Genomic DNA, 24,833 nt, shown 5'->3' on the forward strand with positions numbered 1-24,833 from the left:
TGTGATAAAGCATTATCTTTGAGAGAAAACACACTCCCTTTAATGAGACGTTTCTCTCTCCTACTTTTATTATTGTTAAGTTTAAAATTTTCCGCGCAGATTGTCACAGAAACACAAAAACTGGAATCTCTCTGCAGGATCTGGGGGTTTCTTAAATACTATCATCCTTACGTCGCGAAAGGAAATCTGAATTGGGACAGACAACTTTTTCAGAAAATTGATGACCTGGAAAATATCGATAATAAAGAAGCTTTGAACCATTTTTATTCTGACTGGATCAAAAGTCTGGGAGAAGTTTCCCTTTGCAGAGACTGCCCAATAAAAGAGAATAAAGTCTATTTTCTTAAAAACTTTGACGTGAGCTGGATGGATAACCACCTTATTTTCTCAAATGAATTATCCCAACAACTTCATTATATTGAAAACAACCGGAATCTTGGTGACAATCATTATTTGGGTAAAAGTGGCAGAAAAATATATTTCAGAAATGAAGAATCTTATGGTTCCGGATTTACATCCAGAAAAGTCAGCCTGTTGGAATTATTCAGATACTGGAATTATGTTGAATACTTTTTCCCCTATAAGTATGAAACTGATCAGAACTGGAATGATGTTCTTTCCGAAATGATCCCAAAATTCCTGATGATCGGAGATGATGAAAATTATCATTTGGCACTGGCAGAACTTGTTACCAAAACAGATGACTCCCATGCCTATCTTTCCTCGAAAGAGATCCAGCGCAATCTGTACGGAAACCGAAAAGTTCCCGTGGAATATTCCTATGCAGAAGGGAAATTGGTGATTACAAAAATCAATTCCACAAGATCCGGAGAAAAAAGCCCTTTCCAGACCGGAGATATTATCTATGCCATTGAAGGTAAAACAATTCCGCAGATGATCAACATTCTGGGAAAATATGTACCCGCATCCAACTCCTGGGGTAAAGTAAATAAGATAAAAGAAAAACTTCTCTTCAGCAATAGCGATTCTCTTTCTCTAATGATTGAAAGAGAAGGACAAAATAGAGAAATCAAAACCAAAACATATTTTGTCAAAGACATTATTCACATCAAAGATAAAGTGATTCAAAAGTGGAAATTCATTGACAACGAAAAGGAAACAGGCTATGTCAATATGGGAATTATAGAGAAAGGAGATCTGGATGATATGTACAGAAATTTAAAGTCAACAAAATCCATTATCTTTGATCTTAGAAATTATCCCAAACAAACTATTGTACCTTTAAGCTATTTACTGCTTCCCGAAATGTCAGTTTACTATCAGTTTACTTTTCCGGACAGCAGCTATCCCGGCAAATTCTACAGCAGAAAAAATGTTACGGGCAGAAAGAATCCCGAATACTATAAAGGAAATGTAATCGTTTTAGTAGATGAAAGTACTCAGAGCCAGGCCGAGACTACCACGATGATGCTGAAGCAGCATCCGAAAGCCAAAATTATCGGCAGTCATACTTCAGGAGCCAACGGCGATGTTATCACATTTAAAATTGCCGGTCTTGATACCCGGTTTACAGGCCTTGGAGCTTATTATCCTGATGGCAGAGAAACACAAAGGATAGGCATCATTCCTGATATTACTGTAAAGCCCAGTATTGAGGGGCTTAAAAACGGAAAGGATGAAGTCCTGGAAAGGGCTTTGGAATATATAAAGACCATCAATTGAATGAAACATAAAATGTGAAATATTTTACGATATTTCCATTTAACTAATATTTAACTTTTAATCTTTCGATTTTGTGAGATTTTAAAAGGAATTGGTCAACATTTTGATACAATAACCATGTAAAAAATAAATTATGTCAGAAAAGATATTATGGATCGATGATGAAATAGATTTACTTAAACCTCATATCGTATTTTTAGAAAAAAAGGGTTACCAGGTAACCCCTGTTAATAATGTGAATGAGGCTTTGGAACTTATGGATTCAGAGAAATTTGCTTTAACGCTGATCGACGAAAATATGCCTGGTATTTCAGGACTGGAAGCAATTCCTATGATTAAGGAAAAAGATAATTCCTTAAAAATCGTAATGGTTACCAAAAGCGAAGAAGAACACATCATGGAAGAGGCTATCGGCTCTCAGATTGCCGATTATATATTAAAGCCTGTCAATCCTAATCAGATATTACTTTCCCTAAAGAAAAACCTTCAGCAGGATAACCTGGTGGAGCAAAAAACGATTTTACAATATCAGCAGGAATTCAGAAACCTTTCTATGGAACTTTCTTACCTGAGAACATATCAGGAATGGGCTGAATATTATAAAAAGATCCTTAGCTGGGAAATTAAGTTTGATAAGGTAGCAGATAATGAATTTGCAGATCTTCTGCAGTCCCAGAAAGAAGAAGCCAATATTCAGTTTGCCAAGTTTATTGAGAAAAACTATGAGAACTGGCTTACAGATTCTGATAAACCCATGATGAGCCATACGCTTTTCAAGGAAAAAATAAAACCGGAAGTAGAAAAAGAAAAAGTTCTTTTACTGATGGTGGACAATCTTCGTTATGACCAGTGGAAAGTTATTGAACCCCTGTTCACGAAATATTATAATAAAATATCCGAAGATTATTACTACAGCATACTTCCTACCGCAACACAATATGCAAGAAACTCTTTCTTTGCGGGATTAATGCCGTCTGAAATTGAGAAACGTTTCCCTGACAAATGGTTCAATGACAACGAAGAAGGAAACAAAAATGAATTTGAGCGTGACTTCCTTGAAGATCAGATGAAGAGAATTGGCCTTGGTTCCAAGTCTATGAAGTACCTTAAAGTACTGAACGCTGATTTTGAAAGAAAGATCTATGATGATTTTAACCAGCATAAAAATAACGATCTGCTGGTGATCGTATACAATTTCATCGATATTCTTTCGCATGCCAAAACAGACAACCATATTGTTGATCAGCTGATCCGTGATGATAAAACCTTCCGTTCTCTTACCCTTAACTGGTTTGAAAATTCTTCACTGATGAAGATTATCAAAACCGCTGCAGAAAACGGATATAAACTGGTCATCACGACAGATCACGGGACTGTTTATGTAAAAAAACCGAGCAAAGTTGTTGGAGACAGGGAGACTTCTACCAATATCAGATATAAAACCGGCAAGAGCCTGACGTATGATGACAGTGATGTATGGGCTATTACCAATCCTGAAAAACTTTTCCTTCCAAAAGGAAACCTGAGCTCAAAGTATATTTTTGCCAAAAACAATACCTTTCTTGCTTATCCTAAGAACTATAATCATTTTGTTAATTACTATAAAGAAACTTACCAGCATGGAGGAATATCACTGGAAGAGTGCATCATTCCTATCAGCATTTTAGAACCCAAGTAGTTTTTTTCATAGTTTATTTAATTTTGGGTTTAAAGCGGAAAAAATCAATTGATTTTTTCCGCTTCTTTTTTAGGCATTCATTTTGCATGCTAGAATACAACATTAAACAAATATATATTTATGAAAAAGCATATTTTTATTGCTGCAGCAGCTGTTGCACTACTTTTAACTTCATGTAAAAAAGAAAACAAAGTAACAGATTCTACTTCTGCCTCTGTAGACAGTGTTGCTTCTAAACCGACTGATTCAGCCGTTGTTGCAGGGAATCAGGATGAGATTGTAAAAAGCACCTCGAAAGACAGCCATGGAAAAACTCTGGAAATGACTTTCAACAATACCAAAAATACAGCTACAGTAGTATTCAACAATGAAACGATTGAACTGCAGGGGCAAAAGCCTGCTTCAGGAATATGGTACAAGAATGATCATTATGAACTGAGAGGAAAAGGTGAGGAAATAGAACTAACGAAGGATGGTAAAACAGTTTTTAAAAAATAAACTCACTTCCTAAAAATATAAAAAGTCGGCTTTGAAATTAAAGACCGGCTTTTTTATTTCCCTACATTTGAAAAAATTTATTTTGTTTATGAGATTAATCACTTACAATGTCAACGGAATAAGGGCCGCTTTTACTAAAGATTTTCTGGGTTGGCTGAAGACTGCTGATCCAGATGTTATCTGTATTCAGGAGAGCAAGGCCGGAAACGATCAGATAGACATTGAAAGCCTTGAAAAATTGGGATATCACAGTTATTGGCACTCAGCAGTAAGAAAGGGCTATAGCGGTGTCGGAATTGCTTCAAAAATCAAACCTAATCATGTAGAGTACGGGTGCGGTATTGAAAGTTATGATAATGAAGGGAGAATCATCCGTGCAGATTTTGATGGATTTTCTGCTATTTCTGTGTATGTTCCCTCAGCATCTAATATTGAGAGGCTGGATTTTAAAATGCAGTTCTGCCATGACTTTCTGGAGTATATCAAAAATTTAAAAAAGGAAATTCCCAACCTGATTATATCCGGTGATTTCAATATCTGTCATGAAGCGATCGACATTCACAATCCTGTCGGCTTAAAGAATGTTTCAGGTTTTCTTCCTATGGAACGGGAATGGATGACCAATTTCATTAATGAATGTGAACTTATTGACAGTTTCAGATTCTTCAACAATGAACCTGATCATTACACATGGTGGAGCTACAGGCAAAATTCCAGGGAAAGAAATAAAGGATGGAGACTGGATTATAACTTTACTTCTTACAGTTTAAAAGACAGACTCAGCAGAGCTGTTATTTTAAAGGAAGCAGTACATTCTGACCACTGCCCTGCATTATTGGAACTTAATATATAATCAATGGGATAATATCCATACAAAAAAGCCAGCTTGTCAGCTGGCTTTTTTTAATTTAAATCATAAAATTAATCGACAATTTCATATTCAACCGGAATGGTACCATGATTGATATCTCCGATCTCATCGAACGCTGCTTTAGACATATCTAAAGCTCTTGATGAATGGAAAGGTCCTCTGTCATTAATCCTTACTATTACTTCTTTCCCGTTATTAAGATTCGTTACCTTAACGTTTGTTCCAAATGGAAGCGTTCTGTTTGCTGCGGTAAACTTTGAGTTATCAAAGATTTCTCCGCTAGCGGTTTTTCTACCGTTAAATTTATCGTGGTAGTACGATGCATAACTTGTTTTTTTCGCATCTAAGGCATTACTCGTAAAAGAATAAATACCTAAGGTTGAAATCATCATTATGATTACGAGAATGAATCTTTTCATCATGTTGAACTTTTATTGGTTTTGACGGAGCAAAAGTATCAGGAATCTTTATAAAACCCTACTCCACATGTTAAAAACAGTTAACAAAACACTAATAAAATGTTAACAAACCCTGCAACATCCTATGAATAGGGGTTTTATGTCACACTGTTAAAAAACGTTAAAAAAACATCTGAAAAGTTAACATAATTAACTAATTTGTGCATAATTTAAAAAATACAAATTAAAACATAACTGATAATCAGGTAATTATAAAATACGCAATGTTAATTTCTGAATCAAAATAATTATCTTTAAAAATAAAAGTCTTAAAATCCGGATATGAAGAAAACTGCTGACAGACTATGTACAGCCCTGTAAAGTTATATTTTCCAAAAAAGATTTTAACATGCTGACAGATTGTTAAAATTCCAGAATGTTCTAATTTCAGTAAATATTTAGGATTAAATACTAAATATTTGAATCAGTATTACTGGATCAGTCTCAAAAGCTGGGGGATATTGTATTTATGGAATTTAAATTTTTAGCCTCTTATCTCATATTTTCAAGGAGCAAAGGATGGAATCAATTTCATTGATTCTTTCTAGCAAATACATATCCACTAAGCTTCTTCAACGACAAAGTTGCACTTCTTAGCTTCCTGAAATAAAACATTTGAATCGTTTTTCTTTGCGATTAAAAAATGGCCTGTGGTTCAATAAAAAGTATAGATTTTGTACGAGCCCCAAACTTTTGCGCTTGATCCGTATTACTTTTAGTTACAAAAAATCAATGAACGTACAGTCTCTTAAAAATAAAAAACCAATGATTGCTCATTGGTTTTTTATAATATAATTAATTCTTTATTATTTCACGTATTCTAATACATAGTCATATGTATCAGCCGGGTATACTACAGACATGCTGGGAGAACCTGTAACAGCATTATTTGTGCTACCAAGATTATAAGAATAAAGATCTCTAGAGTATACTACTTTGTTACCCGTACCTGAAGTCTTATAAATAGTAATTCCGTATAATGAAGTCATTCCTGATGGTGAAGGAATAGATACAGCAGTAGAAGCTCCTGTAGTAGTAAATGTACCTTTCACAGCATATACCTGGGCTCCATTTACAGAAGTATTAGTAATAGTCTCTGTAGTAAGGATATTTACTTTACCTGCATTAGGGTTAGCTCCCATCGGAACCCATCTACCTGGAGCAACATTTGTAGTCTGACCAGGGTTTGAGAAGTAATAAAATCCTGGAACTACAGCAGTTACAATTCCATTTCCTGTTACAGTATTACCAGTAGCCGTATTATAAACTACCATACCATCATAGGCAGATGGAAAGTTAATTCCGTCAAGGCTGGCCGTTTTAAAAGTAAACTGAGTTAAATCAGTTGAAGGAAATAATAAACCTTTACCATCATTAACTGTAGCATTATTATTTGTAGAAGCATCTAAGAATACATTCTCATTTGGGAACTGATTGGCGATAGCACCATTAGATAAAACCTGAGCACTTGCTAATGTACCTGAAGCTACAAGAAGCGCAAATATTATTTTTTTCATTTTGTTTTAAATTAAATATTACAACTAAATTCTATTATCTACCGGAAAGCATAGCCCAAACGTTCGTACCAGCCTGATCAACTATGATAAAGCAGAAAGATCCTCCTGAAGTAATTGTACTTGGTAAATTGTTAATGGGTCTTGTAGTACCTGGAACTGCTGCAGGATCCCATCCCACATTTCCGGGTCCGTTAGAAGACACACATCTTACTGAGTTTAGAGGTAATGTTGTTGCATTAGGTAATAATAACTGGCTCGTACCCCCCATTGCTGTTGTAACAACAGAGTAGTCATCAGCAGCCCATACAATTGGAGCGTTAGCTGAGTGAAGTCTTCCTTTTTGAATTTGGAAGTTGGGAGTAGAAGATCCTCCACCTACGCCCTTCCAAACAGAGTTTGGGGCATCATAATAATAAAAACCTGTTGTAATAACATTCGTTGTTTTTGGAGTGGCTGTACCATCTATTGTTGTAACAAATGTAAGGGCTCCATTTTGATCTGCAGTATAAGCTGCATCTTTTGCTAATAATTGAGCTCTTGTCAAACGAGGGACCAATAAGGCATCAGGTTTAGAAGTATCAGCAGTATTTGCTGTTACGTCTAAGGTTGTGGCAGGTGTGGTTGTGTTAATCCCCACTCGCCCCTGCTGAGCCTTGGAAAGCGCCGAAAGGCCAACAAGCATAATTGTTGTTAATAAAAATTTTTTCATAAGTTTTTAAAGATTTTTAATTACATTTTAATCAATATTCTATAGAAAACTGCATCCCAACTTGTGAATATCAAAGCATTTAAAAACAAAACAATTCGTTCCTATGTTTTTAGCTCACTTTAAATGATTAACTTATTGAAAGCACATGATTTAAAAATATTGCTTATTGCGCAAATTTAAGACATAATTTTCGAATTTTAATAATTTAAGAAAAAAATTTAAAAATTCTTAATCTCACAAAAACATAATCAACTGGAAAACAATTGTTTAAAAATAATCTAGAGAAACAAAATTATGTTAAATTCTATGAATATCTTAATTTTTAAATTTATTTTTTTTTCCTGATTAATAAGTATTTAGCTATACCAATTCTCCGTATAAATCAAATTCTTCAGCGGAAGTGATTTTGACCTCTGCAAATTCACCGATAGAAATATAGGTATCTTCAGCGGAAACCAGCACCGTATTATCTACATCCGGTGAATCGTACTCTGTTCTACCAATGAAATAATTTCCTTCTTTACGATCAAAAATACATCTGAATGTCTTACCTACTTTTTCCTGATTTTTTTCCCATGAAATCTGAGACTGCAGCTCCATGATCTCTTCTACTCTTGCTTCTTTTACTTCCTGTGGAATATCATCTTCCAACACATAAGCCGTTGTATTCTCTTCGTGAGAGTAAGTAAAGCAGCCTAGTCTATCAAACTTCTGCTCTCTTACCCAATCTTTAAGCTCCTGGAATCTCTCTTCTGTTTCTCCTGGATATCCAACAATCAGCGTTGTTCTGATCACCATATCAGGTACTTTTTCTCTGAATTTTCCTAAAAGAGCATCTGTTTTCTCATGGGTAGTTCCTCTTTTCATTGATTTCAACAAATCGGAGTTGATATGCTGAAGAGGAATATCTATATAATTACAAACTTTAGGTTCTTCACGGATAATGTCAAGCACATCTTCAGGGAAACCGCTCGGAAAAGCATAATGAAGACGGATCCATTCCACACCTTCCACTTTTACCAGTTCTTTTAAAAGATCACCCAGTGCTCTTTTTTTATAAAGATCAAGACCATAATACGTAAGATCCTGCGCAATAAGAATCAATTCTTTGGTGCCCTTTTTTGCCAGTTTCTGAGCTTCTGAAACCAGTTTCTCAATAGGGGTTGAAATATGTCCTCCTCTCATCAGTGGAATAGCACAGAAAGAGCATGGTCTGTCACATCCTTCAGAGATTTTCAGGTATGCATAATGTTTGGGAGTTGTTGTCAATCTCTCTCCTACCAGCTCATGTTTATAATCAGCTCCAAGGTGCTTTAACAGTACCGGAAGATCCCTTGTCCCGAAATACTGATCCACATCGGGAATTTCTTTGATCAAATCCGGCTTATACCTTTCAGAGAGACATCCTGTAACAAATACTTTTTCTACTTCACCTCTGTTTTTCGCTTCTACATAATCAAGGATGGTATTGATAGATTCTTCTTTAGCATTATCAATAAATCCACAGGTATTGATCACAACAATGTCCCCACGGTCTTCGTGAACCACTTCTTTGCCGTTGGCCTTCAGCTGGCTCATTAATACTTCAGAATCATATACATTCTTGGAACATCCAAGAGTGACTACATTGATTTTCTTCTTCCCTACAGATTTTGTACGCATCGTTTTGATTTTGAGTCTGCAAAGATACAAAATATTGAAGAGTTAAAATCAAAAAATAAAAACCACTTTATAAAAGTGGTTTTCAGGGATATGCTTTAAAAGTTTTTTTCTTTGAATCCAGGAGCGTTCTGGTCTTTTTCTGAAAGCACAGTATCTTTTTCATCTATCTTCCAGTCAATATTAAGATCCGGATCATTGAATCTGACACTGCCTTCTGATTCTTTGTTGTAAAAATTGTCACATTTATAAGAAAATACAGCATGCGTACTCAGCACAGAAAATCCATGTCCGAAACCTCTCGGTACATAAAGCTGTAATTTATTCTCAGCGGTAAGTTCTATTCCAAACCATTTTCCATAAGTAGGGGAATCTTCTCTAAGGTCTACAGCTACATCCCATACACTTCCTTCAAGACAGGAAACCAATTTTGCCTGGGCGTGTTCTCCTTTCTGAAGATGCAGTCCTCTCAATACACCATAAGATGATTTAGAGATATTATCCTGTACGAAATGACCATTCATCCCTGTCAGTTCTTCAAATTTTTTTTCGTTGAACTTTTCAAAAAAATAGCCTCTTTCATCTTCAAATACAGTAGGCTCTATAATGTAGCAGTCTTTAAGCGGGGTTTCTTTAATTTTCATGATTTATTTCTAAAAAGTTTAGAGATTATATTGTTTTTTAATATTCCATTTTAATATCAGATACAATCCTCCAATGGGTAAAAAAACCATAAGAGCAACTAACCAGATTGGAAAATCAGAGTATATTAAAAAAACATTTATTACCAGTTGCAGAAAGGAATATACAAAACTTATCAACAGATGGGAAACTTTTTTTTCATTGGCAAAAAGCTGATACAGATGTCTTCTGTGTGCCTCAAAGATATTTTCTTTTAATATAATCCTTTCAATGATTGTCAAAACGACTTCAATTCCGTAAACAGATAACAGTAGTATGTATTTATAATCCTGAGTTTTCATGATCAATAGCGTAATAAGTCCTATCACCCAAAAACCAATTCCCATACTTCCCACATCTCCTGCAAAACATTTTGCTTTTTTTCTAAAATTAAAAAAAAGAAATACAATACACGCCAAAGCCGGATAGTAAATAAAGTTACTCTCAGTAAATTGAACAATATTACTATTGATATAAATAAGACAGCCAATGGTAACCAGGCTGTATAATCCTGTCATCCCGTTGATTCCGTCCATAAAATTATAAGCATTCAATGTTCCAACAATCACAATAAACGTCATCAGCCATGCCCAAAACGGTATCAAAGCAAATGCATTTGTAAAGTACAAAAGTAAAACAACAGAAATAAACTGAACCGTAAGTCTTATTTTATTTGATAATGGCTTGACATCATCTATAAAACTAATGGTACAAATGGCAAGCATTCCTAAACCAAAAGCCCAGTACTCTTTAATTACTTCACTGAAATTGAAAAGGCTAAAAAGTATAAAAGCAATTGGAAATATAATTCCGCCACCTCTTAAAGTAACCTGGGTATGGGCACTTCTATGATTAGGCTTATCTATAATATTATATTTATCGGCTATTTTGAAATAAATCAATTCAGCCAAAAAAAGTAATAAAATTATCACTAAATAAATAAATTCATTCATCAAAAGTAAAATTAATTAATATATACAGCCGAATAAAATAACTTCGTAAACATATCTCTTACAATATTCGACTTTGAAACAGGGATTAAGCTTAATACAAAAAATAATGGTTTAACAATATCCTGATTGACAACCACTTGCGGTTTTTTAATTTTAAAAAATGATAACAGCTCTTCCTGTGTATGATCTTTAAAATCCTTTACAATCTTTAATGAATCCTGGCTTGCACTTATAGAATTTACTACTTCACTCACAGCCACATCGACATGACATAATGAATAAATTCTCTTTTGCTTTGTAATGAAAGGGATCTTCAGTACAGGAAGGAAAACTCTTTTTCCTAAATCTTTTAAATTATTTTGTGTGTAAACAGGTGCTAATCTTAGGATATGCAGTGATTCAGGCTTTTTCCCTTTTAACAATTCTTCACATGCCAGCTTACTTTTCCCATAGTCTGTAACAGGTAATGGCTGATCATTCACTGAAATTATTTCTTTATTATTTTTGAAACTGTATACAGAAACCGAGCTTAAAAAAATAACTTTTGTATTTCTTACATCCAGAGAATTAAAAATATTTCTGGTCATCAAAACATTAGCTTCACCCACTTCCATTCTGCTATTCTTATTATTGCCATGGGCTATTGCTGCAGCATGAATAATATAATCAAACTCTTTATTTTTAAAAAATAATTCACAGTCACTTTGATTCAAAAGGTCGAGAGCTGTATATTCTTCTCCTACAGAAGAAGAAGAGACCGCAGTAACATCAAAATTATCCTTCAGAGCTTTATATATTTGTGAACCTATAAATCCGCTAGCTCCTGTCAAAAGCAACTTAGCCTTCATTTCTAATAATTTGGTTAAATGTAACAAACTTATAGTTATTCTCTTTCAACAATTTAATCAGTTTATGCATTTTATTTTCCACGCTCTTTCTTCCTTGGCTAAATCTGATTTTTGTTTTAAAATCTGTATTGTCGGGAACAGTAATATTATAATTTTTCGAAAACTCAAATGGGTGAATATAAAAGAAATAATGCTGATTTTTTTTAAAATATTTTTTTAAAAGCATTTTCGTAAGTGCCCAAGGAAAAATTCTTAAATATCCCCCTCCTGAAACCGGCAGGTTTTTCCCCAATACTTCTACGGTAGAAGCTTCAAACTCATAAAATGACCCCTGTTTATATATTGTTGGGCTGAATTCCTCAAAATCATCAAGATTAATGCTTCCATATAAGTCATGTGCATCAAATTTTATTTTACTCGAATCAAATGAAAATCCTAATTCTCTTAAAATCTCCAGCCGGGGTCTATCTAAACTAAAGCATGGAGCCCGGTATCCATCCACTGCAAGGCCCGTAAATTCTTGAAATGAATTGATTCCTTTAATGGTATCTTTTCTAAACTCATCAAGATTAAGCTGAAGAGGTCTTTTATGAGCATACGAATGCATACAAATTTCATGACCTTTATCCTTTATATGTTTAATCTTATCCTTTAAAACTTCTACAAGTTCTCCTACAATAAAAAAGGTAGTTTTAATATCATATTGATCTAAAATATCCAAATAAATATCCAATCCGTCTAAAGTTGACTGACTCAACTCACATTCTTCTTTTGTAAAATAGTCCAGATGATACCACTCTTCTACATCCATACTAAGCACAGCATACTTATTCATATTAATTTTCCTCCGTTTTTAGTAAAGTCCTGAAATTGGTCAACCGTAGGCCAGGTAAAATAACTGCCTTTCTCAGCAAAATTCTCTTTAATGCTAACAGTAGAATTTTGAATATTACGAATAGTTTCACACATTAGATTTCCACCTATTTCTTTGCTTTTTAAAATTAAGGAAAACATAGTTTCATTTGGAGAAATCTGAATTTCCTCTTGATTTAGGATGGCCCCATTATCAATTTTTGAATCCATATAATGTACTGTAGCTCCCGTTGTTTTTTCTTTTTTATACAATGTCCAAAAACTAGGCATTACCCCTGCATAATAAGGTAAATATGAACAGTGCAGATTGATGCACCCGTGTTTAGGAATCTCCAATAAGGGTTCTTTAAATACCACAGGTGCAGAATAGGACACTATAATATCCGGCCGTAAAGCTTTTACTTCTTCTAAAAACTCTACTGAGTTGGGGTTTTTTATCCTTTCAAATGGTATATTGTATCGTCCCGAAACGGCTTTCAGACTTTTAGGTTTAATAGCAAGTCTGTAAGATGTAAAGATATCTACACTATTCAAGACCTTAGCCGAGATTACTTTCAGACCCATTTTTATAGTCTGCAGTAATCCAAAACCTTTAATAAAGTATGATTTTTTATTAACAAGACTATAATTAGAATCAATATCTACTACTTTTAAAAGCTCCACATTTTCTAAATGCAGAATCTTTTCAATATTTTTGGGAACAACAAAGGAATCCTCCTGAGTAATAATTATTATTTTCATCGTTGTTTTTTTATTAGCTATTCATGACACTATTGATGTGTTGATAATATTTTTCGGTAACTTTTTCTTTTGTATAATCTTTTTGTACCATATTAAATCCTTTCTCCCCCATTTGTTTTAATTTATCTCTATGATTCAATACGTCCTGGAGTACAGTAAATAATTCTTCATTAACATGATTAGAAGAATTTTCAATTAAAAATGCAGCACCGGTATTTTCCAGCAGGTCATACAGAGGTGTATCCTTATTACTGATTACCAGCAAAGGTTTTTTACATGCCATAATTGTATACACTTTGGAGGGAAGACCATCTTTTTCTAATTTTTTATTCATAAAGATGAAGTGCAGATCTGCATAATTAATCATATGAGGTATCGTTTCTCTCGCCTGATAATCAATTAAACTTATATTATTCAGCTTATGTGTTTCAATTTGGGTTTTAAGCCATGATCTGCAGGCCCCATCACCAATAACAAAATAACTGATAGCCATCCCCTTTGTTTTCTTTGCAATTTCTATAAGCGGAATCCAGTCCTGGGCAAAACCAATATTACCCGCATACATTACCTTTAAATGATCATTAGCAGGAAATAGTTGAGTATTAACTACCGGAAGATCTATTGGATGATAAAGTTCCGTATCTACAAAATTAGCAATAATCTCAATTTTATCAGGATTTTCAACTCTTGGAATCAATGTATTTTTAAAATTCTGGTCTATTGTTACCAGTGAATCTGAATGCCTGTAAACAAATTTTTCAAGCTTCTTAAGAATATTTAAAACAAATTGAGATTTCATTTTGCCTTGGTTCACAAAAAAATCCGGATAGATTTCCTGAACATTATAGATAAACTTCGCCTTTTTTAGTTTTGCCAATGCAATAGATACCAGTGCAATAGTAAGAGGAGGTGAAGGGCTTATAATCACATCAACATTTCTAATTCTCATTCCAAGAAAAAACGATAGCAAATGCCAGTAAATCATAACAAATCCTCTTAAAAGAACACTTTCATATTTCTTCTGAGGTACATGATATACTTTGATCCCTTTATAATTACTGGAATAATAAAGTCCTAGTAATTTCTTTTTAAATTTTGTTTTACTCTGATCAACTTTATTATAATGTGGCATTGTGGAAAGAACTTCCACTTCAAAGCCGTTCTTTTTTAAATTATATGCAATATCATTATAAAGGTAAGCTGTAGAAACAGCATCAGGAGCAAAAACAATACTGTGAATGAGTACTTTTTTAGCCATATTTTCTATTTTCTCCAGACCACTCTGTTTACATAATCTGTGTAACTAAGAATAATTCTCACCATTTTCTCAGAAACATTTGGCATAGAATAATCTGATACCGGTCTATAATTTCTTTCTTTCCCTGTTTTTTGTTGTTGAAGCTGAACCAATCCCTGTAAGATTCTTTCAGGAGATAAGCCTACCATCATTACTGATGCTTCCTCCATAGCTTCAGGTCTTTCGTGTGCTTCTCTGATATTAAGGGCTCTGAAATTAAGAATTGAAGATTCTTCTGAAATCGTGCCTGAATCTGATAATACGGCATAACTTCTCATTTGAAGTGCGTTATAATCATGAAAACCCAAAGGTTTTAAAAACTGTATTTCAGGCCTTACAGATATCTTCATTTTATCAATCATGTTTCTTGTTCTGGGGTGGGTAGAAACAATAATTGGATATGCAAATTTTTCTGCAATTGTATTAAGGCTTTCCATTAATCCCAGAAAATTCTTTTCAGAGTTTATGTTTTCTTCTCTGTGTGATGAAACGACAAAATATTTCCCTTCTTCTAAGTCTAACCTTTTCAGAACATCAGAGCTTTCTATCTGTGGTAAATAATGGTGTAGTACCTCAAACATGGGAGATCCGGTTTTGATAATTCTATCCGCAGGCAGTCCTTCTTTCAGCAGATATTCACGGGCTATATCCGAATATGTCAGATTGATATCTGATGTATGATCAACAATTTTACGGTTGGTTTCTTCCGGCACTCTCTGGTCAAAGCATCTGTTACCTGCTTCCATATGGAAAATAGGAATTTGTCTTTTTTTAGCTGGAATTGCACAGAGACATGAATTGGTATCCCCTAAAACAAGGAAAGCATCTGGCCGCAATTCTTCTAAAAGCGGATCAATCTTGATCAGGATATTTCCAACTGTTTCCGTAGCCGACTTTCCGGCTGCTTCCAGAAAATAATCTGGTTTTCTTAATCCAAGATCATCAAAGAAGATCTGGTTAAGCTCATAGTCGTAATTCTGCCCTGTATGGACAATAATATGTTCTACAGCCTCAGATGAATCCAATGCTGATAATACTCTTGATAATCTAATGATTTCCGGCCGTGTTCCCACGACCGTCATTACTTTTAATTTTTTCATCATGACAAAATAAAATTATGGATATAAATACTGTTGAAAAAGTCCAGAATTCCATATTAGCAAATAGGTTATAAGAAGTCAGGACAAGAACAAAATATTGTATAAAAAATAGAATAAATGGTAAGTAGTATGTATTCTCACTTATAAATTTCATCCTAAACTTCCATACATCTTTAAAATACGAAAAGAATAAAATGATTCCAACAATCCCCATACTCATAAGAACTTCCATAAAAACATTATGCGGATACAAACCATCTTCAAATAAAATACGCCCTCCAAAAGGTATATTATTTTTGAAAACATCCCATCCTTTTGTTAAGTAATAAGACCTCCCGGATCCATCTCCTTTAAAAATAGCATTATACATCCTTTCAACAAATTCAAAATCAAACATATAAACCTGTTTCAAAATATAAATGCTTATAATAAAAAGAAGTACTGTAAGCAATAATGCCACCCAGTATTTTAATTTATTAACATATAATAATACGATAAATAAGATCACAAAAGCGGCTAACATAGGGCTCCTTGCTGAAGAACTAAATACAGTAAAAGCTCCAATAAGTATTCCTAAAAAAGATTTGATTTTTTGTGGTGAAACAAAATAATAGTACACAGATAATATGAGTAACGACAAACCGTAATGCCCGGTACTAATATAATATCCGGCAAATATCCCGCTTGATTTTTCAAAAGACTGAAAGACAAATATTGTATATAAGCAGCTTATTCCTAATATGATTAATAAAAAATTAAATATTAAGCGGTTCAGTTTTATTACAATTTCTTTTGAAAAATGAATACTTAAAACAGCAATATAAGGGATTAAATTCAACCCGATAATTCTTATATAAATCTGTTGTTCATTATTTAATGTTTTCTGCAGATAGGTATCTGTATTAAAGCTATAGATTGCTTTTATAAGATAGAACCCCCAAAAAAGAATAACAAAAATGACTGTCGTTTTTCTTTTCTTTATCGTATCAAAATTGGCATAGATAATGTAAAAACTGATGAGGAGCAGCACAACACGAAAAGGAACCGAAAAGAGCGTATTCGGAACATTCAGAGGAACTGCAAGTGAGTAAAAAAAGATATACCCAAAAGTCAGAAAAAAAATAAAAATATACTCAATATAATTTTTCTTTATCGTGATCATATTTAGACGTTTAAAAAGTAAGTATCCGCATCTTCAGGATTAAATGGTTCATTGATCCAAAAGATCGTATAAAGCTCTTCATTACCTATATTTTTAATATTATGTGTATACCAGATAGGCATATCTACATAGGCAGGTTCACTTCCATCCAGATAAAAATCCAGTACCTCATCTGTGTCTATTTTTCTTAACTGTATCAAAGCCTTACCTTTAATAACAGCAAATCTTTCTATTTTTCTGGTGTGAAAATGGTTTCCTCTTGTAATCCCGGGAACTGTTGTAGAAAAGGAACACTGGCCGCCAATTCCTAAACGAATTACCTCTACAAAAGCACCTCTCGGATCTATATGCTGTGTAAATTTTACAGGATAATGATTTTTAACATCAAAATAACATCTGAAAGTATTGAATAGGTTTAAATCAAATTTGGTTTTTAATTCCGGAATTTCTCCATTTTCAAAATAAAGCTGTTTATAGCTGTTTAGTTTTTCCAGTACCTCCGAAACTTTATTGACAGAGGTATGGGAAACTTCGTATAGTTCTTTCGTTTCTCCTGTATAGATATTATTTATAATTTCCTGCACAAGCTCTCCTACATAAATAAGTTTAACTTCTCCATCATGATCAATACTTGGAGTTTCTCCATGAGTAAGTTTATGACAGAAAGTTGCAATGAATGAATTATAATTGGGTTTACCAAAAGGGCCGAAAACATTTGGAATCACCATTCCCGTAAAAGTACCTCCAGATCTTTTAGCCCATTCTGAGAACAGTTCTCTTCCTTCTTTTTTAGACTTTCCATATAAATTTTCTTTTTCTTCCTGAGAAGAGGAGGAAAACAGAATATGAGCCTTTGATCCGGTTCTCTCTAAAGAAGCGATCAGCTCTTTAACCAGATTGATATTATTTTCAAAAATAACTTCGGGATCCGGATGGCGATTCATAGCGGCTAAGTGCACAATGATATCGCATTGTTCTACAAAATGGTCCAGTTTCTCAGGGTTGTTGAAATATTCTTTTTTAAATTCAATTCTGTCAAATTCTTCCGGCTTTAACCCTAAAGTATTATATAAATGAGATCCTACAAACCCATTCTGTCCCGTAATTCCTATTCTTTTCATTTTATAAATTTTCGAAATAATCTATAGGAAAACGATAATCATCATCTATTTCTCCTAAAGAATAATTTGCCATTACTAATAATTTTGATGCTTTTTCTCTAGCCTGAATAGCACTTGCGTAGCCTTCAGGAACATGGAGCACATCCAATTGGTCTGTATCTAACTGATATTCTAAAATTTCCAATCCTTTGGAAGGCACAGACCAGTCATCTATTTTGATCAGCCTTATGATAAAACTTCCTAACAAAGCTGAAAACCAGCGTTGCTCAATCTTATGTCCCGTCCAGCCTCTGATAAACTGTAAATCAGTATTTTCGATATAGTAAATTCTTTTAATTACAGATGCATCAAAGTTATTATTAAAGAAAAGACATCCTCTTTCATCCGAATACTTTCCTCCTTTGAAAACCTTAGGTAAACTCATTAGATATTCTTTTTATTAATCCGGATATTGCAGTAGATCCTCACCTAAAACTTCTTTCCTGATCAGAGGTAATTTCAATAATAGCTTCTTCATTCCTTCTACATCCTGCTGCTCAGTATTATGGGAATGATAGTCTTCTATTTTTGAGACATCTTCCACTCCTTCTGAAAAAAACTGTGCATAGTTCAGGTCTCTGTTATCAGCAGGAATTCTATAGAAATTTCCCATATCTTCGGCTTTTAACATTTCTTCACGAGTACATAGTGTTTCATAAAGCTTTTCACCATGCCTTGTTCCTATTATTTTAATCTGATTTTCAGCCTGAAACATTTCTTTTAGAGCCTGCGCCAAATCACCTATAGTTCCTGCTGGGGCCTTGTTGACAAACAGATCTCCAGAGTTTCCATGTTCAAAAGCAAACAATACAAGTTCGACAGCCTCTTCAAGAGACATCAAAAATCTGGTCATATTAGGATCTGTAACTGTTATTGGCTCTCCGTTTTTGATCTGTTTGATAAATAAAGGAATTACAGATCCTCTTGAAGCCATTACATTTCCGTATCTTGTAAGGCAAACTACAGTTTCTTCCAGATTTCTGGATGCTGCAACGGCAACTTTTTCCATCATAGCTTTGGAAATTCCCATTGCATTGATGGGATAAGCAGCTTTATCTGTACTTAAACAGATAACTTTTTTCACCTTATTCCTGGCCGCTGCATCAATAACATTTTGCGTTCCTTCTACATTTGTTTTTACGGCTTGCATCGGAAAAAATTCACAGGATGGGACTTGTTTCAGTGCTGCTGCATGGAAAATATAGTCTACTCCTCTCATGGCAGATTCAATACTATTATAATCTCTTACATCCCCTATATAAAATTTGAGTTTATCATTTTTAAACTGATTTCTCATATCATCCTGCTTTTTCTCATCACGGGAAAAAATCCTGATCTCCTTAAAATGGTCTGTATTGATGAACTTTCTTAAAACAGCTGTGCCAAATGAACCTGTTCCGCCTGTAATGAGAAGTATTTTATCTTTTATGTGCATAGTAATATTTTTTTTCTACATGATATTGATAATTCTTAAGAAAGCTCTTTTAGGGAAACAAGCAACAATCTTAAAAGAACGATTTCATATCATCAATAATTATTTGTGTCTTAATTTTTCTTTTTCTTCAAAGGAAGGATAATTGATCAATACAGCTTTGTAAACTCCTTTAAACACGAATAAGCTGCCTGCAGCCACACCAATGATACCATGTTTATCGATGACCTGTTTTATATCATCTAAGGATCCGGCTCCTCCTAAAACCGTAAGAGGCAGTGAGATTTTCTCTCTTACCTTATCTATTAGTCCTATATCATATCCTTTCATTACCCCATCCTGATCAATTGAATTGATAATAATTTCTCCTGCTCCTAATTTCTGAGCCTCTTCCGCAAATTTAAAAGGATTAATTCCGGTGGATTTCTTACCATTGTGGGTATAAACTTCATATCCACCAAATAATTTTTTCTTTACATCTAACACCACGATAACACTTTGTGAACCTACTCTTTCTGCAATCTGAGTGATCAGCTGAGGATGTTGAAGGACAGCAGACGAAAGTGCAATTTTCTCTATGCCAAGTCCAAAAATCTTCTGAGCTTGTTCTACTGTTTTTACTCCACCTCCATAGCAAAGAGGCATTCTGGATTGGTTAGCAATTCTTTCAATTAAACTATAGTTAGGTTCCAATCCTTTTACAGTCGCGTCTATGTCAAATATAGCAAGCTCATCGACTTCTTTTTCATTGAAAATTCTTACTGCATTGATAGGATCTCCTACATATTTAGGATTCTTAAAATTGACTGTCTTTACAAGTCCGTTATCTTGTATCAGAAGAGAAGGTATAATTCTGGGTCTTAACATAGACTCTTAAAGTTTTGCAAAATTGTGTAATAAAATCTCACCATAATGGTGACTTTTTTCCGGATGAAATTGTATTCCAAATTTATTTTCATGATGGGCAGCAGAAGCAAATTCTCCACCATATTCCGTTACTGCCATGATATCTTCATTATTATTACATTCAAAATAATACGTATGAAGGAAATAAAAAATTGAATTCTCATGTAATCCGTTAAATAACCCTACATCTTTTACAGGTTTCACATCATTCCAACCCATATGGGGTAATCTGGTTACTTGCTGTATTTTAGTTTCGTCAAATTTCCTAACAGTAGCATCAATCCATTTAAGACCTTCCATGACTCCTTCATCACTTCTGTTAGCCATCATCTGCATTCCCACACAGATCCCAATAACAGGTACTTTCTGGTTGAGTACCAAATCATCAAGCTTCTCTCTCATCCCCGAATTATTCAGTTGAGCCATTGCATGGTCAAAATGCCCTACTCCGGGCAAGATTAATTTTTGCGCTCCTTCTAAGTCCTCTTTTGTTCTGGCTATTTTAACAGGAACATCCACTCTTTTATACACATTTACAAAAGCATTAATGTTTCCTACACCGTAGTCAATAATTGTAATCATCTGAATAGTCTCTTTTCTAACCCTAACTTTTGCATGGTCTGAGCACCAAATTTAATGATACCCATTTTATTTTTATAGTCTTTATATGTCTTATTTTTTCCTTCGAAGATCTGCTGCAGTTCTTCTTGTGTAAGGTCTAACTTGTTTGCGACATATTCAAATTCTTTCTGTAAAAATTCTTCTGACAGTTCAGGTCTTGACACTCTGTCCAAAGCCTCTTCTCTGGTCATCTGCCCGGTAAGAATCAGTGAAGAAAAGTGTGCTTTTCTCTTTTCAAAACCAAATTTCCTTGGTAACCAGTAATCTTCATAAAAACGGGTAAATCTTGATTCATGATGTTTGTGTTGGAAAGGCTCCCAACCAAACTTTTCTACTAAAAGGGATTCAGCTTCTTTTTTATGAAACGGAACCAGATTCAGAGGTTTGAATACTTCCATTCCGTATACATATTTGTAAAGAATTTTATAAGAAAGAATATCAACTAACGGAAATGTTTTAAGAGGTCTTTTACCAAACTTGGAATGAATATCTTTTACCAAGGTGGTGTCAATCCCGGGGAACCCTCCCCATTCCTCAGGTTCTCTGCAGCATTCAGTAGAAAAATTACTTCCCGTAAGTACATAGTTGATTTTATTTTTCTTTGCAAATTTATATAGGGCAGAAAAGAAAGCATAATCCTGTGGTAAATCCTGATCTGAGATTTGAGACTTTAAAAATGCGACCTGCAGATCTTTCATTTCTTCCCAATTGATTACTTCAGTATATAAATCCAGATTCAGACCATTGATCAGTTTTTCAATATTTCCCACGGCTTTGTCTGTATTCCATCCTGCATCAACATGAAAAATCAAGGGACGAATCCCCATAACTTCTTTTGCTATATAAGCTGCATAAGAACTGTCTAATCCTCCACTCAGACCAATAATACAATCAAAATCTTTATTTTTAGATGTTTTTTTGATTCTATCAGCAATTTTCATCAATTCGTCGTATCCTTGCTGATCTGTATGCCAGTTGGGTTCAATATTTTCTTTAAAATTGGTATAATAATCACTTTCTCCCCTTTCATTAAAAATAATATTCGGGTCTGTAGTGTCCATTATAGTTTTTGTACAGATCTGATATGGTCTTTTATTCATCATTTTTTACTTTGTAAAACGTCTTTTATTATCTTGGCTTTCCTTATTATCGACTCATCATTATGAGAAATAAAATTATTGAGGGTCCCTTTAAATTCTTTTCTCATATTTTCCGCTTCAGGTCTCTCATAAAAATAGGCATCTGCTCCCCACCACATAATTCCATCTACAAATTTACCATTTACATTTTGACTTGCAACAGTTTCCATCTGTTCCTGCCATATCTTATCTGAAATTTCCTTCATAGCATCTTTCTCATTACTGGTATGGTATCTGTGCCACATAAAAACATAAACAGGCTTTTTATAAGCAGTTCCTAATTTTATAAGCCCGTTCAGATTATTTTCTAAGTAATTACCATTAGCAAGAACCGCTGCAGGATTACTATAAAAGGTATATAGTGACGGAAAAAAAATATCACATTCTTTCAATAGAGGTGCAAATTTGTTTTGTTCATCAAAAAATTCCTTATTCGGTCCCCAAACACTGGTAAATGGGAATCCATAAAATCCCCATTTTATATTTGGTCTTGCTTTTTTAGCATATCTTAATACTTCAAGGCAATAATTCATGCCTTTCATGGCAAGATTGTTATCCTTACCATTCATATCTTCAAATGGCATTTCCAGGTCTATATAAACAATACCTTTTGCATTTTTATCGGGAACTCCTCTATTGATTTCTTTTTCTAGTAATTCTCTGTTCAGATAGTACTTATCTCCGGTCCTGGAAATGAACTGCCCTTCGTCTAAAAAGCCCACTTCAACAGCTCCTATCTGTTTAAAATAATTGTCAGCCTTGTTTCCTATTGTACCCAATGAATAATAGAGTTTTGTCTGGTTATTTTTAACTTGTGAAGTTGACGTACAAGCCATCAACAGTAAAAATAATGATGATAATAAACTTTTCATAATTTTCTGTTTACAATTATTAAAAAAGAAATAAGCAACTATAGTTTTATAAAAGACAATTCTTCTTTTGAATCTGATATTCCAAATAATTTAAATCCTTTTTGATCCAGCATATTAAGAAGTTCTTTGGTTTTATCTTTTCCATCTGAAAAAAACCTCTCATGAATTTCTATTAATATCTGACCTATCTCTACCGGAGCAGACAATATACTCTCTAAAACCTTGTATTCAGAACCTTCAATATCAATTTTTACGATATCTATATATGAATGCCCCAAGTCTTTAACAATATCTGAAAGACATTTCATTGATGCTTTTACAGTTTTCTTTTCATCCACATTGATCTGATTGATCACACTTCCTGAAACATGATTATCATTTTTAGGTAACAAAAATTCAACTACTCCTGTATGGTCATCTATACCATAGGGGAAAAAAGCAAATTCTGAAGGTATATTTCTATTTTTAATCCATTCTATGGATTTTGGAGTCGGATCGAATGCAAATACTTTACATCCAAATTCTTTGATCAAATCTTCATCAAATGAAATATCTTCGCCTACTCCAAAAGAATAGATAATCGATTTTTCACTAAGTTTTACCGGAGAAACATAAAAACCACTGTAATCATTACCATACCATTTATGGTTTATATTTATGTTTCTTTTTACATTAGTAATTTTTCCGGTCAATGCATTGATGGTAGATCGTATTTTTACAGTGAAACTCATATCTATTTGGTTTTTTAGTATTCGTTTTTAATTCTTAGTTATTAATTCTTTATATAAATCTATATAATTTTTGAATGCATTTTTTTTATCAAATAAATCCAAGATTCTTTTTCTGCAGTTTTCAGAATAAAAAGCACGGGTGTTGTTCCGTACTTCCTGGATAGCGTTTACAAGTCCAGAAACATCACCTTTTTCTACCACAATTCCCGTTAATCCACTGATCGCTTCCGGGGAACCTCCTGTTTTAAAAGTAATAACCGGCGTTCCGCAAGATTGAGCTTCTAAATTGGTAGTTGGAAAAGTGTCTTCCAGCGTAGGATTTACAAACACATCCGCAGCGGAATAGAGTTCTGCCAGCTCATTTACATCTTTTGTTCTTTCAAATCCAATAATATTTACAGGTAGAGCTTTTACTTGTTTTTTACTTAATCCAACCAATACAATTCTATAATCATCGGATAACATTTTTGATAATTCTATAAAATACTTTAATCCTTTTCGCTTATCCCAAGGACTAGCTACTCCTAATATTAAAAATTTATTTTCAATATGATGCCGTTGTTTAAAATCATTCTCTCTATACACAAATTGCTGAATATCAATACCATTATGAATAGTCTTCACATTATAACTTTTCAGAAAGGATTTTTTCACTTCACCTTCGAGCCAACTGGATACGGGTACAATGGTCATTCGGGGTACTGAGGTAAACAACTTCTTTTTGTCAATATAATTTTTTTTCGAATTATCTTTCCATATAGACTTTGGATATTCTGAAATTTGCGGACATTCACTACACTGTGTTTCCCATTTATTGCATTCTATCAACTCATAATAGGCACAATGTCCTGTAAAAGACCAGCAGTCATGGAAAGTCCATACTACAGGTAAATTGGCCTCTTTTAAAAAATTAAACAAAATATCAATATTTACAAAATATCCATGTACATGTTGTAAATGAATAATGTCCGGATTAATTTTTTTTATTTTCTCGATAAGCTCTTCTGTTGCTCTTCCAGATCCATATCCGTGTCTATCGGTAAGTCTTGTCAAAATAACATGTTTATAAATATCCAGTTTATTTCCGATCTGAAAAACTTCAGACTTACTGGGAAGAGCTTCTCTTCCATAAGCAATATAGCTTTTCCATCCTTCATTCAGGACATTTTCTCCAATCTGTTCGGCAATTCTACCTACAGATCCAATATTTACTTCACTGCTTATTTGTACTATTTTCATAAGAC

General features: G+C 33.8%; 25 protein-coding genes. 4 read left to right on the forward strand and 21 right to left on the reverse strand.

The features are described from left to right. Positions 1-42 precede the first annotated feature (42 nt). From AC3FI7_RS11190 to AC3FI7_RS11205, 4 genes are all read left to right on the forward strand, one after another. Positions 43-1,683, forward strand: coding sequence for a S41 family peptidase (locus AC3FI7_RS11190; protein ID WP_491462043.1), 1,641 nt, complete (start codon positions 43-45; stop codon positions 1,681-1,683). 133 nt (positions 1,684-1,816) lie between these two features. Then, on the forward strand, positions 1,817-3,361 hold the full coding sequence (porX, locus tag AC3FI7_RS11195) for a T9SS response regulator signal transducer PorX (protein WP_142724844.1): 1,545 nt from the start codon (positions 1,817-1,819) through the stop codon (positions 3,359-3,361). Positions 3,362-3,481: 120 nt separating this feature from the next. After that, complete coding sequence (locus AC3FI7_RS11200) at positions 3,482-3,859, forward strand: MliC family protein (protein WP_142724845.1); 378 nt, start codon at positions 3,482-3,484, stop codon at positions 3,857-3,859. A gap of 88 nt (positions 3,860-3,947) precedes the next feature. Beyond that, positions 3,948-4,712 (forward strand): exodeoxyribonuclease III, encoded by a 765-nt coding sequence (locus AC3FI7_RS11205; protein WP_142724846.1) that lies wholly within the window; start codon positions 3,948-3,950, stop codon positions 4,710-4,712. 68 nt (positions 4,713-4,780) lie between these two features. Here AC3FI7_RS11205 and AC3FI7_RS11210 read toward each other — a convergent pair whose 3' ends face one another. The 21 genes from AC3FI7_RS11210 to AC3FI7_RS11310 form a co-directional block, all read right to left on the reverse strand. Beyond that, entirely contained in the window at positions 4,781-5,152 is a 372-nt protein-coding gene (locus AC3FI7_RS11210) for a septal ring lytic transglycosylase RlpA family protein (protein WP_142724847.1), read from the reverse strand. Positions 5,153-5,994: 842 nt separating this feature from the next. Beyond that, positions 5,995-6,705 carry a phage tail-like protein gene (locus AC3FI7_RS11215; RefSeq protein WP_142724848.1) on the reverse strand — a complete coding sequence of 237 codons (711 nt, stop codon included), beginning with the start codon at positions 6,703-6,705 and terminating at the stop codon, positions 5,995-5,997. Between the two features lie 34 nt (positions 6,706-6,739). Beyond that, on the reverse strand, positions 6,740-7,414 hold the full coding sequence (locus tag AC3FI7_RS11220) for a phage tail-like protein (protein ID WP_142724849.1): 675 nt from the start codon (positions 7,412-7,414) through the stop codon (positions 6,740-6,742). 360 nt (positions 7,415-7,774) lie between these two features. Continuing rightward, positions 7,775-9,076 (reverse strand): 30S ribosomal protein S12 methylthiotransferase RimO, encoded by a 1,302-nt coding sequence (gene rimO / locus AC3FI7_RS11225; protein ID WP_491462044.1) that lies wholly within the window; start codon positions 9,074-9,076, stop codon positions 7,775-7,777. A gap of 95 nt (positions 9,077-9,171) precedes the next feature. Next, positions 9,172-9,717, reverse strand: coding sequence for a dTDP-4-dehydrorhamnose 3,5-epimerase (rfbC, locus tag AC3FI7_RS11230; RefSeq protein ID WP_142724851.1), 546 nt, complete (start codon positions 9,715-9,717; stop codon positions 9,172-9,174). 18 nt (positions 9,718-9,735) lie between these two features. Further along, positions 9,736-10,665 (reverse strand): MraY family glycosyltransferase, encoded by a 930-nt coding sequence (locus AC3FI7_RS11235; RefSeq protein ID WP_343659488.1) that lies wholly within the window; start codon positions 10,663-10,665, stop codon positions 9,736-9,738. 53 nt (positions 10,666-10,718) lie between these two features. Further along, complete coding sequence (locus AC3FI7_RS11240) at positions 10,719-11,555, reverse strand: NAD-dependent epimerase/dehydratase family protein (protein WP_343659490.1); 837 nt, start codon at positions 11,553-11,555, stop codon at positions 10,719-10,721. After that, positions 11,545-12,390: a polysaccharide deacetylase family protein gene (locus AC3FI7_RS11245; protein ID WP_343659492.1), complete on the reverse strand. Its 846-nt coding sequence runs from the start codon at positions 12,388-12,390 to the stop codon at positions 11,545-11,547. Before AC3FI7_RS11245 ends, AC3FI7_RS11240 begins: the two co-directional genes overlap by 11 nt. Further along, the gene (locus AC3FI7_RS11250) at positions 12,387-13,169 is read right to left on the reverse strand and encodes a methionyl-tRNA formyltransferase (RefSeq protein WP_343659493.1); all 783 of its coding nucleotides are present in this window, start codon (positions 13,167-13,169) and stop codon (positions 12,387-12,389) included. The genes AC3FI7_RS11245 and AC3FI7_RS11250 overlap by 4 nt, the downstream gene beginning before the upstream one ends. A 13-nt stretch (positions 13,170-13,182) precedes the next feature. Continuing rightward, positions 13,183-14,427 carry a glycosyltransferase family 4 protein gene (locus AC3FI7_RS11255; RefSeq protein ID WP_343659494.1) on the reverse strand — a complete coding sequence of 415 codons (1,245 nt, stop codon included), beginning with the start codon at positions 14,425-14,427 and terminating at the stop codon, positions 13,183-13,185. A gap of 5 nt (positions 14,428-14,432) precedes the next feature. Beyond that, a complete protein-coding gene (wecB, locus tag AC3FI7_RS11260; protein WP_142725009.1) occupies positions 14,433-15,566 on the reverse strand; it encodes a non-hydrolyzing UDP-N-acetylglucosamine 2-epimerase in 1,134 nt (377 codons plus the stop codon). Further along, complete coding sequence (locus AC3FI7_RS11265) at positions 15,514-16,404, reverse strand: O-antigen ligase family protein (protein ID WP_343659497.1); 891 nt, start codon at positions 16,402-16,404, stop codon at positions 15,514-15,516. Before AC3FI7_RS11265 ends, wecB begins: the two co-directional genes overlap by 53 nt. 326 nt (positions 16,405-16,730) lie before the next feature. Beyond that, positions 16,731-17,849 carry a polysaccharide biosynthesis C-terminal domain-containing protein gene (locus tag AC3FI7_RS11270; protein WP_291898928.1) on the reverse strand — a complete coding sequence of 373 codons (1,119 nt, stop codon included), beginning with the start codon at positions 17,847-17,849 and terminating at the stop codon, positions 16,731-16,733. 1 nt (position 17,850) lies between these two features. Beyond that, positions 17,851-18,273 (reverse strand): WxcM-like domain-containing protein, encoded by a 423-nt coding sequence (locus AC3FI7_RS11275; RefSeq protein ID WP_142724859.1) that lies wholly within the window; start codon positions 18,271-18,273, stop codon positions 17,851-17,853. 15 nt (positions 18,274-18,288) lie between these two features. Next, positions 18,289-19,323, reverse strand: coding sequence for a polysaccharide biosynthesis protein (locus tag AC3FI7_RS11280; RefSeq protein WP_142724860.1), 1,035 nt, complete (start codon positions 19,321-19,323; stop codon positions 18,289-18,291). 99 nt (positions 19,324-19,422) lie between these two features. Beyond that, on the reverse strand, positions 19,423-20,187 hold the full coding sequence (locus tag AC3FI7_RS11285; protein ID WP_142724861.1) for an AglZ/HisF2 family acetamidino modification protein: 765 nt from the start codon (positions 20,185-20,187) through the stop codon (positions 19,423-19,425). A gap of 6 nt (positions 20,188-20,193) precedes the next feature. Next, positions 20,194-20,808, reverse strand: a complete 615-nt coding sequence (gene hisH / locus AC3FI7_RS11290) for an imidazole glycerol phosphate synthase subunit HisH (protein WP_343659501.1) — start codon at positions 20,806-20,808, stop codon at positions 20,194-20,196. Continuing rightward, positions 20,805-21,950 carry an N-acetyl sugar amidotransferase gene (locus tag AC3FI7_RS11295; RefSeq protein WP_491462045.1) on the reverse strand — a complete coding sequence of 382 codons (1,146 nt, stop codon included), beginning with the start codon at positions 21,948-21,950 and terminating at the stop codon, positions 20,805-20,807. The genes hisH and AC3FI7_RS11295 overlap by 4 nt, the downstream gene beginning before the upstream one ends. Further along, complete coding sequence (locus AC3FI7_RS11300; protein WP_142724864.1) at positions 21,947-22,858, reverse strand: hypothetical protein; 912 nt, start codon at positions 22,856-22,858, stop codon at positions 21,947-21,949. The genes AC3FI7_RS11295 and AC3FI7_RS11300 overlap by 4 nt, the downstream gene beginning before the upstream one ends. Before the next feature lie 38 nt (positions 22,859-22,896). Further along, positions 22,897-23,589, reverse strand: coding sequence for an FkbM family methyltransferase (locus AC3FI7_RS11305; protein ID WP_142724865.1), 693 nt, complete (start codon positions 23,587-23,589; stop codon positions 22,897-22,899). 27 nt (positions 23,590-23,616) lie between these two features. Beyond that, complete coding sequence (locus AC3FI7_RS11310; RefSeq protein ID WP_491462046.1) at positions 23,617-24,828, reverse strand: glycosyltransferase; 1,212 nt, start codon at positions 24,826-24,828, stop codon at positions 23,617-23,619. Positions 24,829-24,833 lie beyond the last annotated feature (5 nt).

It is taken from the genome of Chryseobacterium sp. TQ-BC-N36 (genome assembly GCF_058382295.1).

Coding starts and splice junctions, on each gene's coding strand:
- AC3FI7_RS11190 (WP_491462043.1), top strand. CDS start 43: ATGAGACGTTTCTCTCTCCTACTTTTATTATTGTTAAGTTTAAAATTT.
- porX (WP_142724844.1), top strand. CDS start 1,817: ATGTCAGAAAAGATATTATGGATCGATGATGAAATAGATTTACTTAAA.
- AC3FI7_RS11200 (WP_142724845.1), top strand. CDS start 3,482: ATGAAAAAGCATATTTTTATTGCTGCAGCAGCTGTTGCACTACTTTTA.
- AC3FI7_RS11205 (WP_142724846.1), top strand. CDS start 3,948: ATGAGATTAATCACTTACAATGTCAACGGAATAAGGGCCGCTTTTACT.
- AC3FI7_RS11210 (WP_142724847.1), bottom strand. CDS start 5,152: ATGATGAAAAGATTCATTCTCGTAATCATAATGATGATTTCAACCTTA.
- AC3FI7_RS11215 (WP_142724848.1), bottom strand. CDS start 6,705: ATGAAAAAAATAATATTTGCGCTTCTTGTAGCTTCAGGTACATTAGCA.
- AC3FI7_RS11220 (WP_142724849.1), bottom strand. CDS start 7,414: ATGAAAAAATTTTTATTAACAACAATTATGCTTGTTGGCCTTTCGGCG.
- rimO (WP_491462044.1), bottom strand. CDS start 9,076: ATGCGTACAAAATCTGTAGGGAAGAAGAAAATCAATGTAGTCACTCTT.
- rfbC (WP_142724851.1), bottom strand. CDS start 9,717: ATGAAAATTAAAGAAACCCCGCTTAAAGACTGCTACATTATAGAGCCT.
- AC3FI7_RS11240 (WP_343659490.1), bottom strand. CDS start 11,555: ATGAAGGCTAAGTTGCTTTTGACAGGAGCTAGCGGATTTATAGGTTCA.
- AC3FI7_RS11245 (WP_343659492.1), bottom strand. CDS start 12,390: ATGAATAAGTATGCTGTGCTTAGTATGGATGTAGAAGAGTGGTATCAT.
- AC3FI7_RS11250 (WP_343659493.1), bottom strand. CDS start 13,169: ATGAAAATAATAATTATTACTCAGGAGGATTCCTTTGTTGTTCCCAAA.
- AC3FI7_RS11255 (WP_343659494.1), bottom strand. CDS start 14,427: ATGGCTAAAAAAGTACTCATTCACAGTATTGTTTTTGCTCCTGATGCT.
- wecB (WP_142725009.1), bottom strand. CDS start 15,566: ATGAAAAAATTAAAAGTAATGACGGTCGTGGGAACACGGCCGGAAATC.
- AC3FI7_RS11270 (WP_291898928.1), bottom strand. CDS start 17,849: ATGAAAAGAATAGGAATTACGGGACAGAATGGGTTTGTAGGATCTCAT.
- AC3FI7_RS11275 (WP_142724859.1), bottom strand. CDS start 18,273: ATGAGTTTACCTAAGGTTTTCAAAGGAGGAAAGTATTCGGATGAAAGA.
- AC3FI7_RS11280 (WP_142724860.1), bottom strand. CDS start 19,323: ATGCACATAAAAGATAAAATACTTCTCATTACAGGCGGAACAGGTTCA.
- AC3FI7_RS11285 (WP_142724861.1), bottom strand. CDS start 20,187: ATGTTAAGACCCAGAATTATACCTTCTCTTCTGATACAAGATAACGGA.
- hisH (WP_343659501.1), bottom strand. CDS start 20,808: ATGATTACAATTATTGACTACGGTGTAGGAAACATTAATGCTTTTGTA.
- AC3FI7_RS11295 (WP_491462045.1), bottom strand. CDS start 21,950: ATGATGAATAAAAGACCATATCAGATCTGTACAAAAACTATAATGGAC.
- AC3FI7_RS11300 (WP_142724864.1), bottom strand. CDS start 22,858: ATGAAAAGTTTATTATCATCATTATTTTTACTGTTGATGGCTTGTACG.
- AC3FI7_RS11305 (WP_142724865.1), bottom strand. CDS start 23,589: ATGAGTTTCACTGTAAAAATACGATCTACCATCAATGCATTGACCGGA.
- AC3FI7_RS11310 (WP_491462046.1), bottom strand. CDS start 24,828: ATGAAAATAGTACAAATAAGCAGTGAAGTAAATATTGGATCTGTAGGT.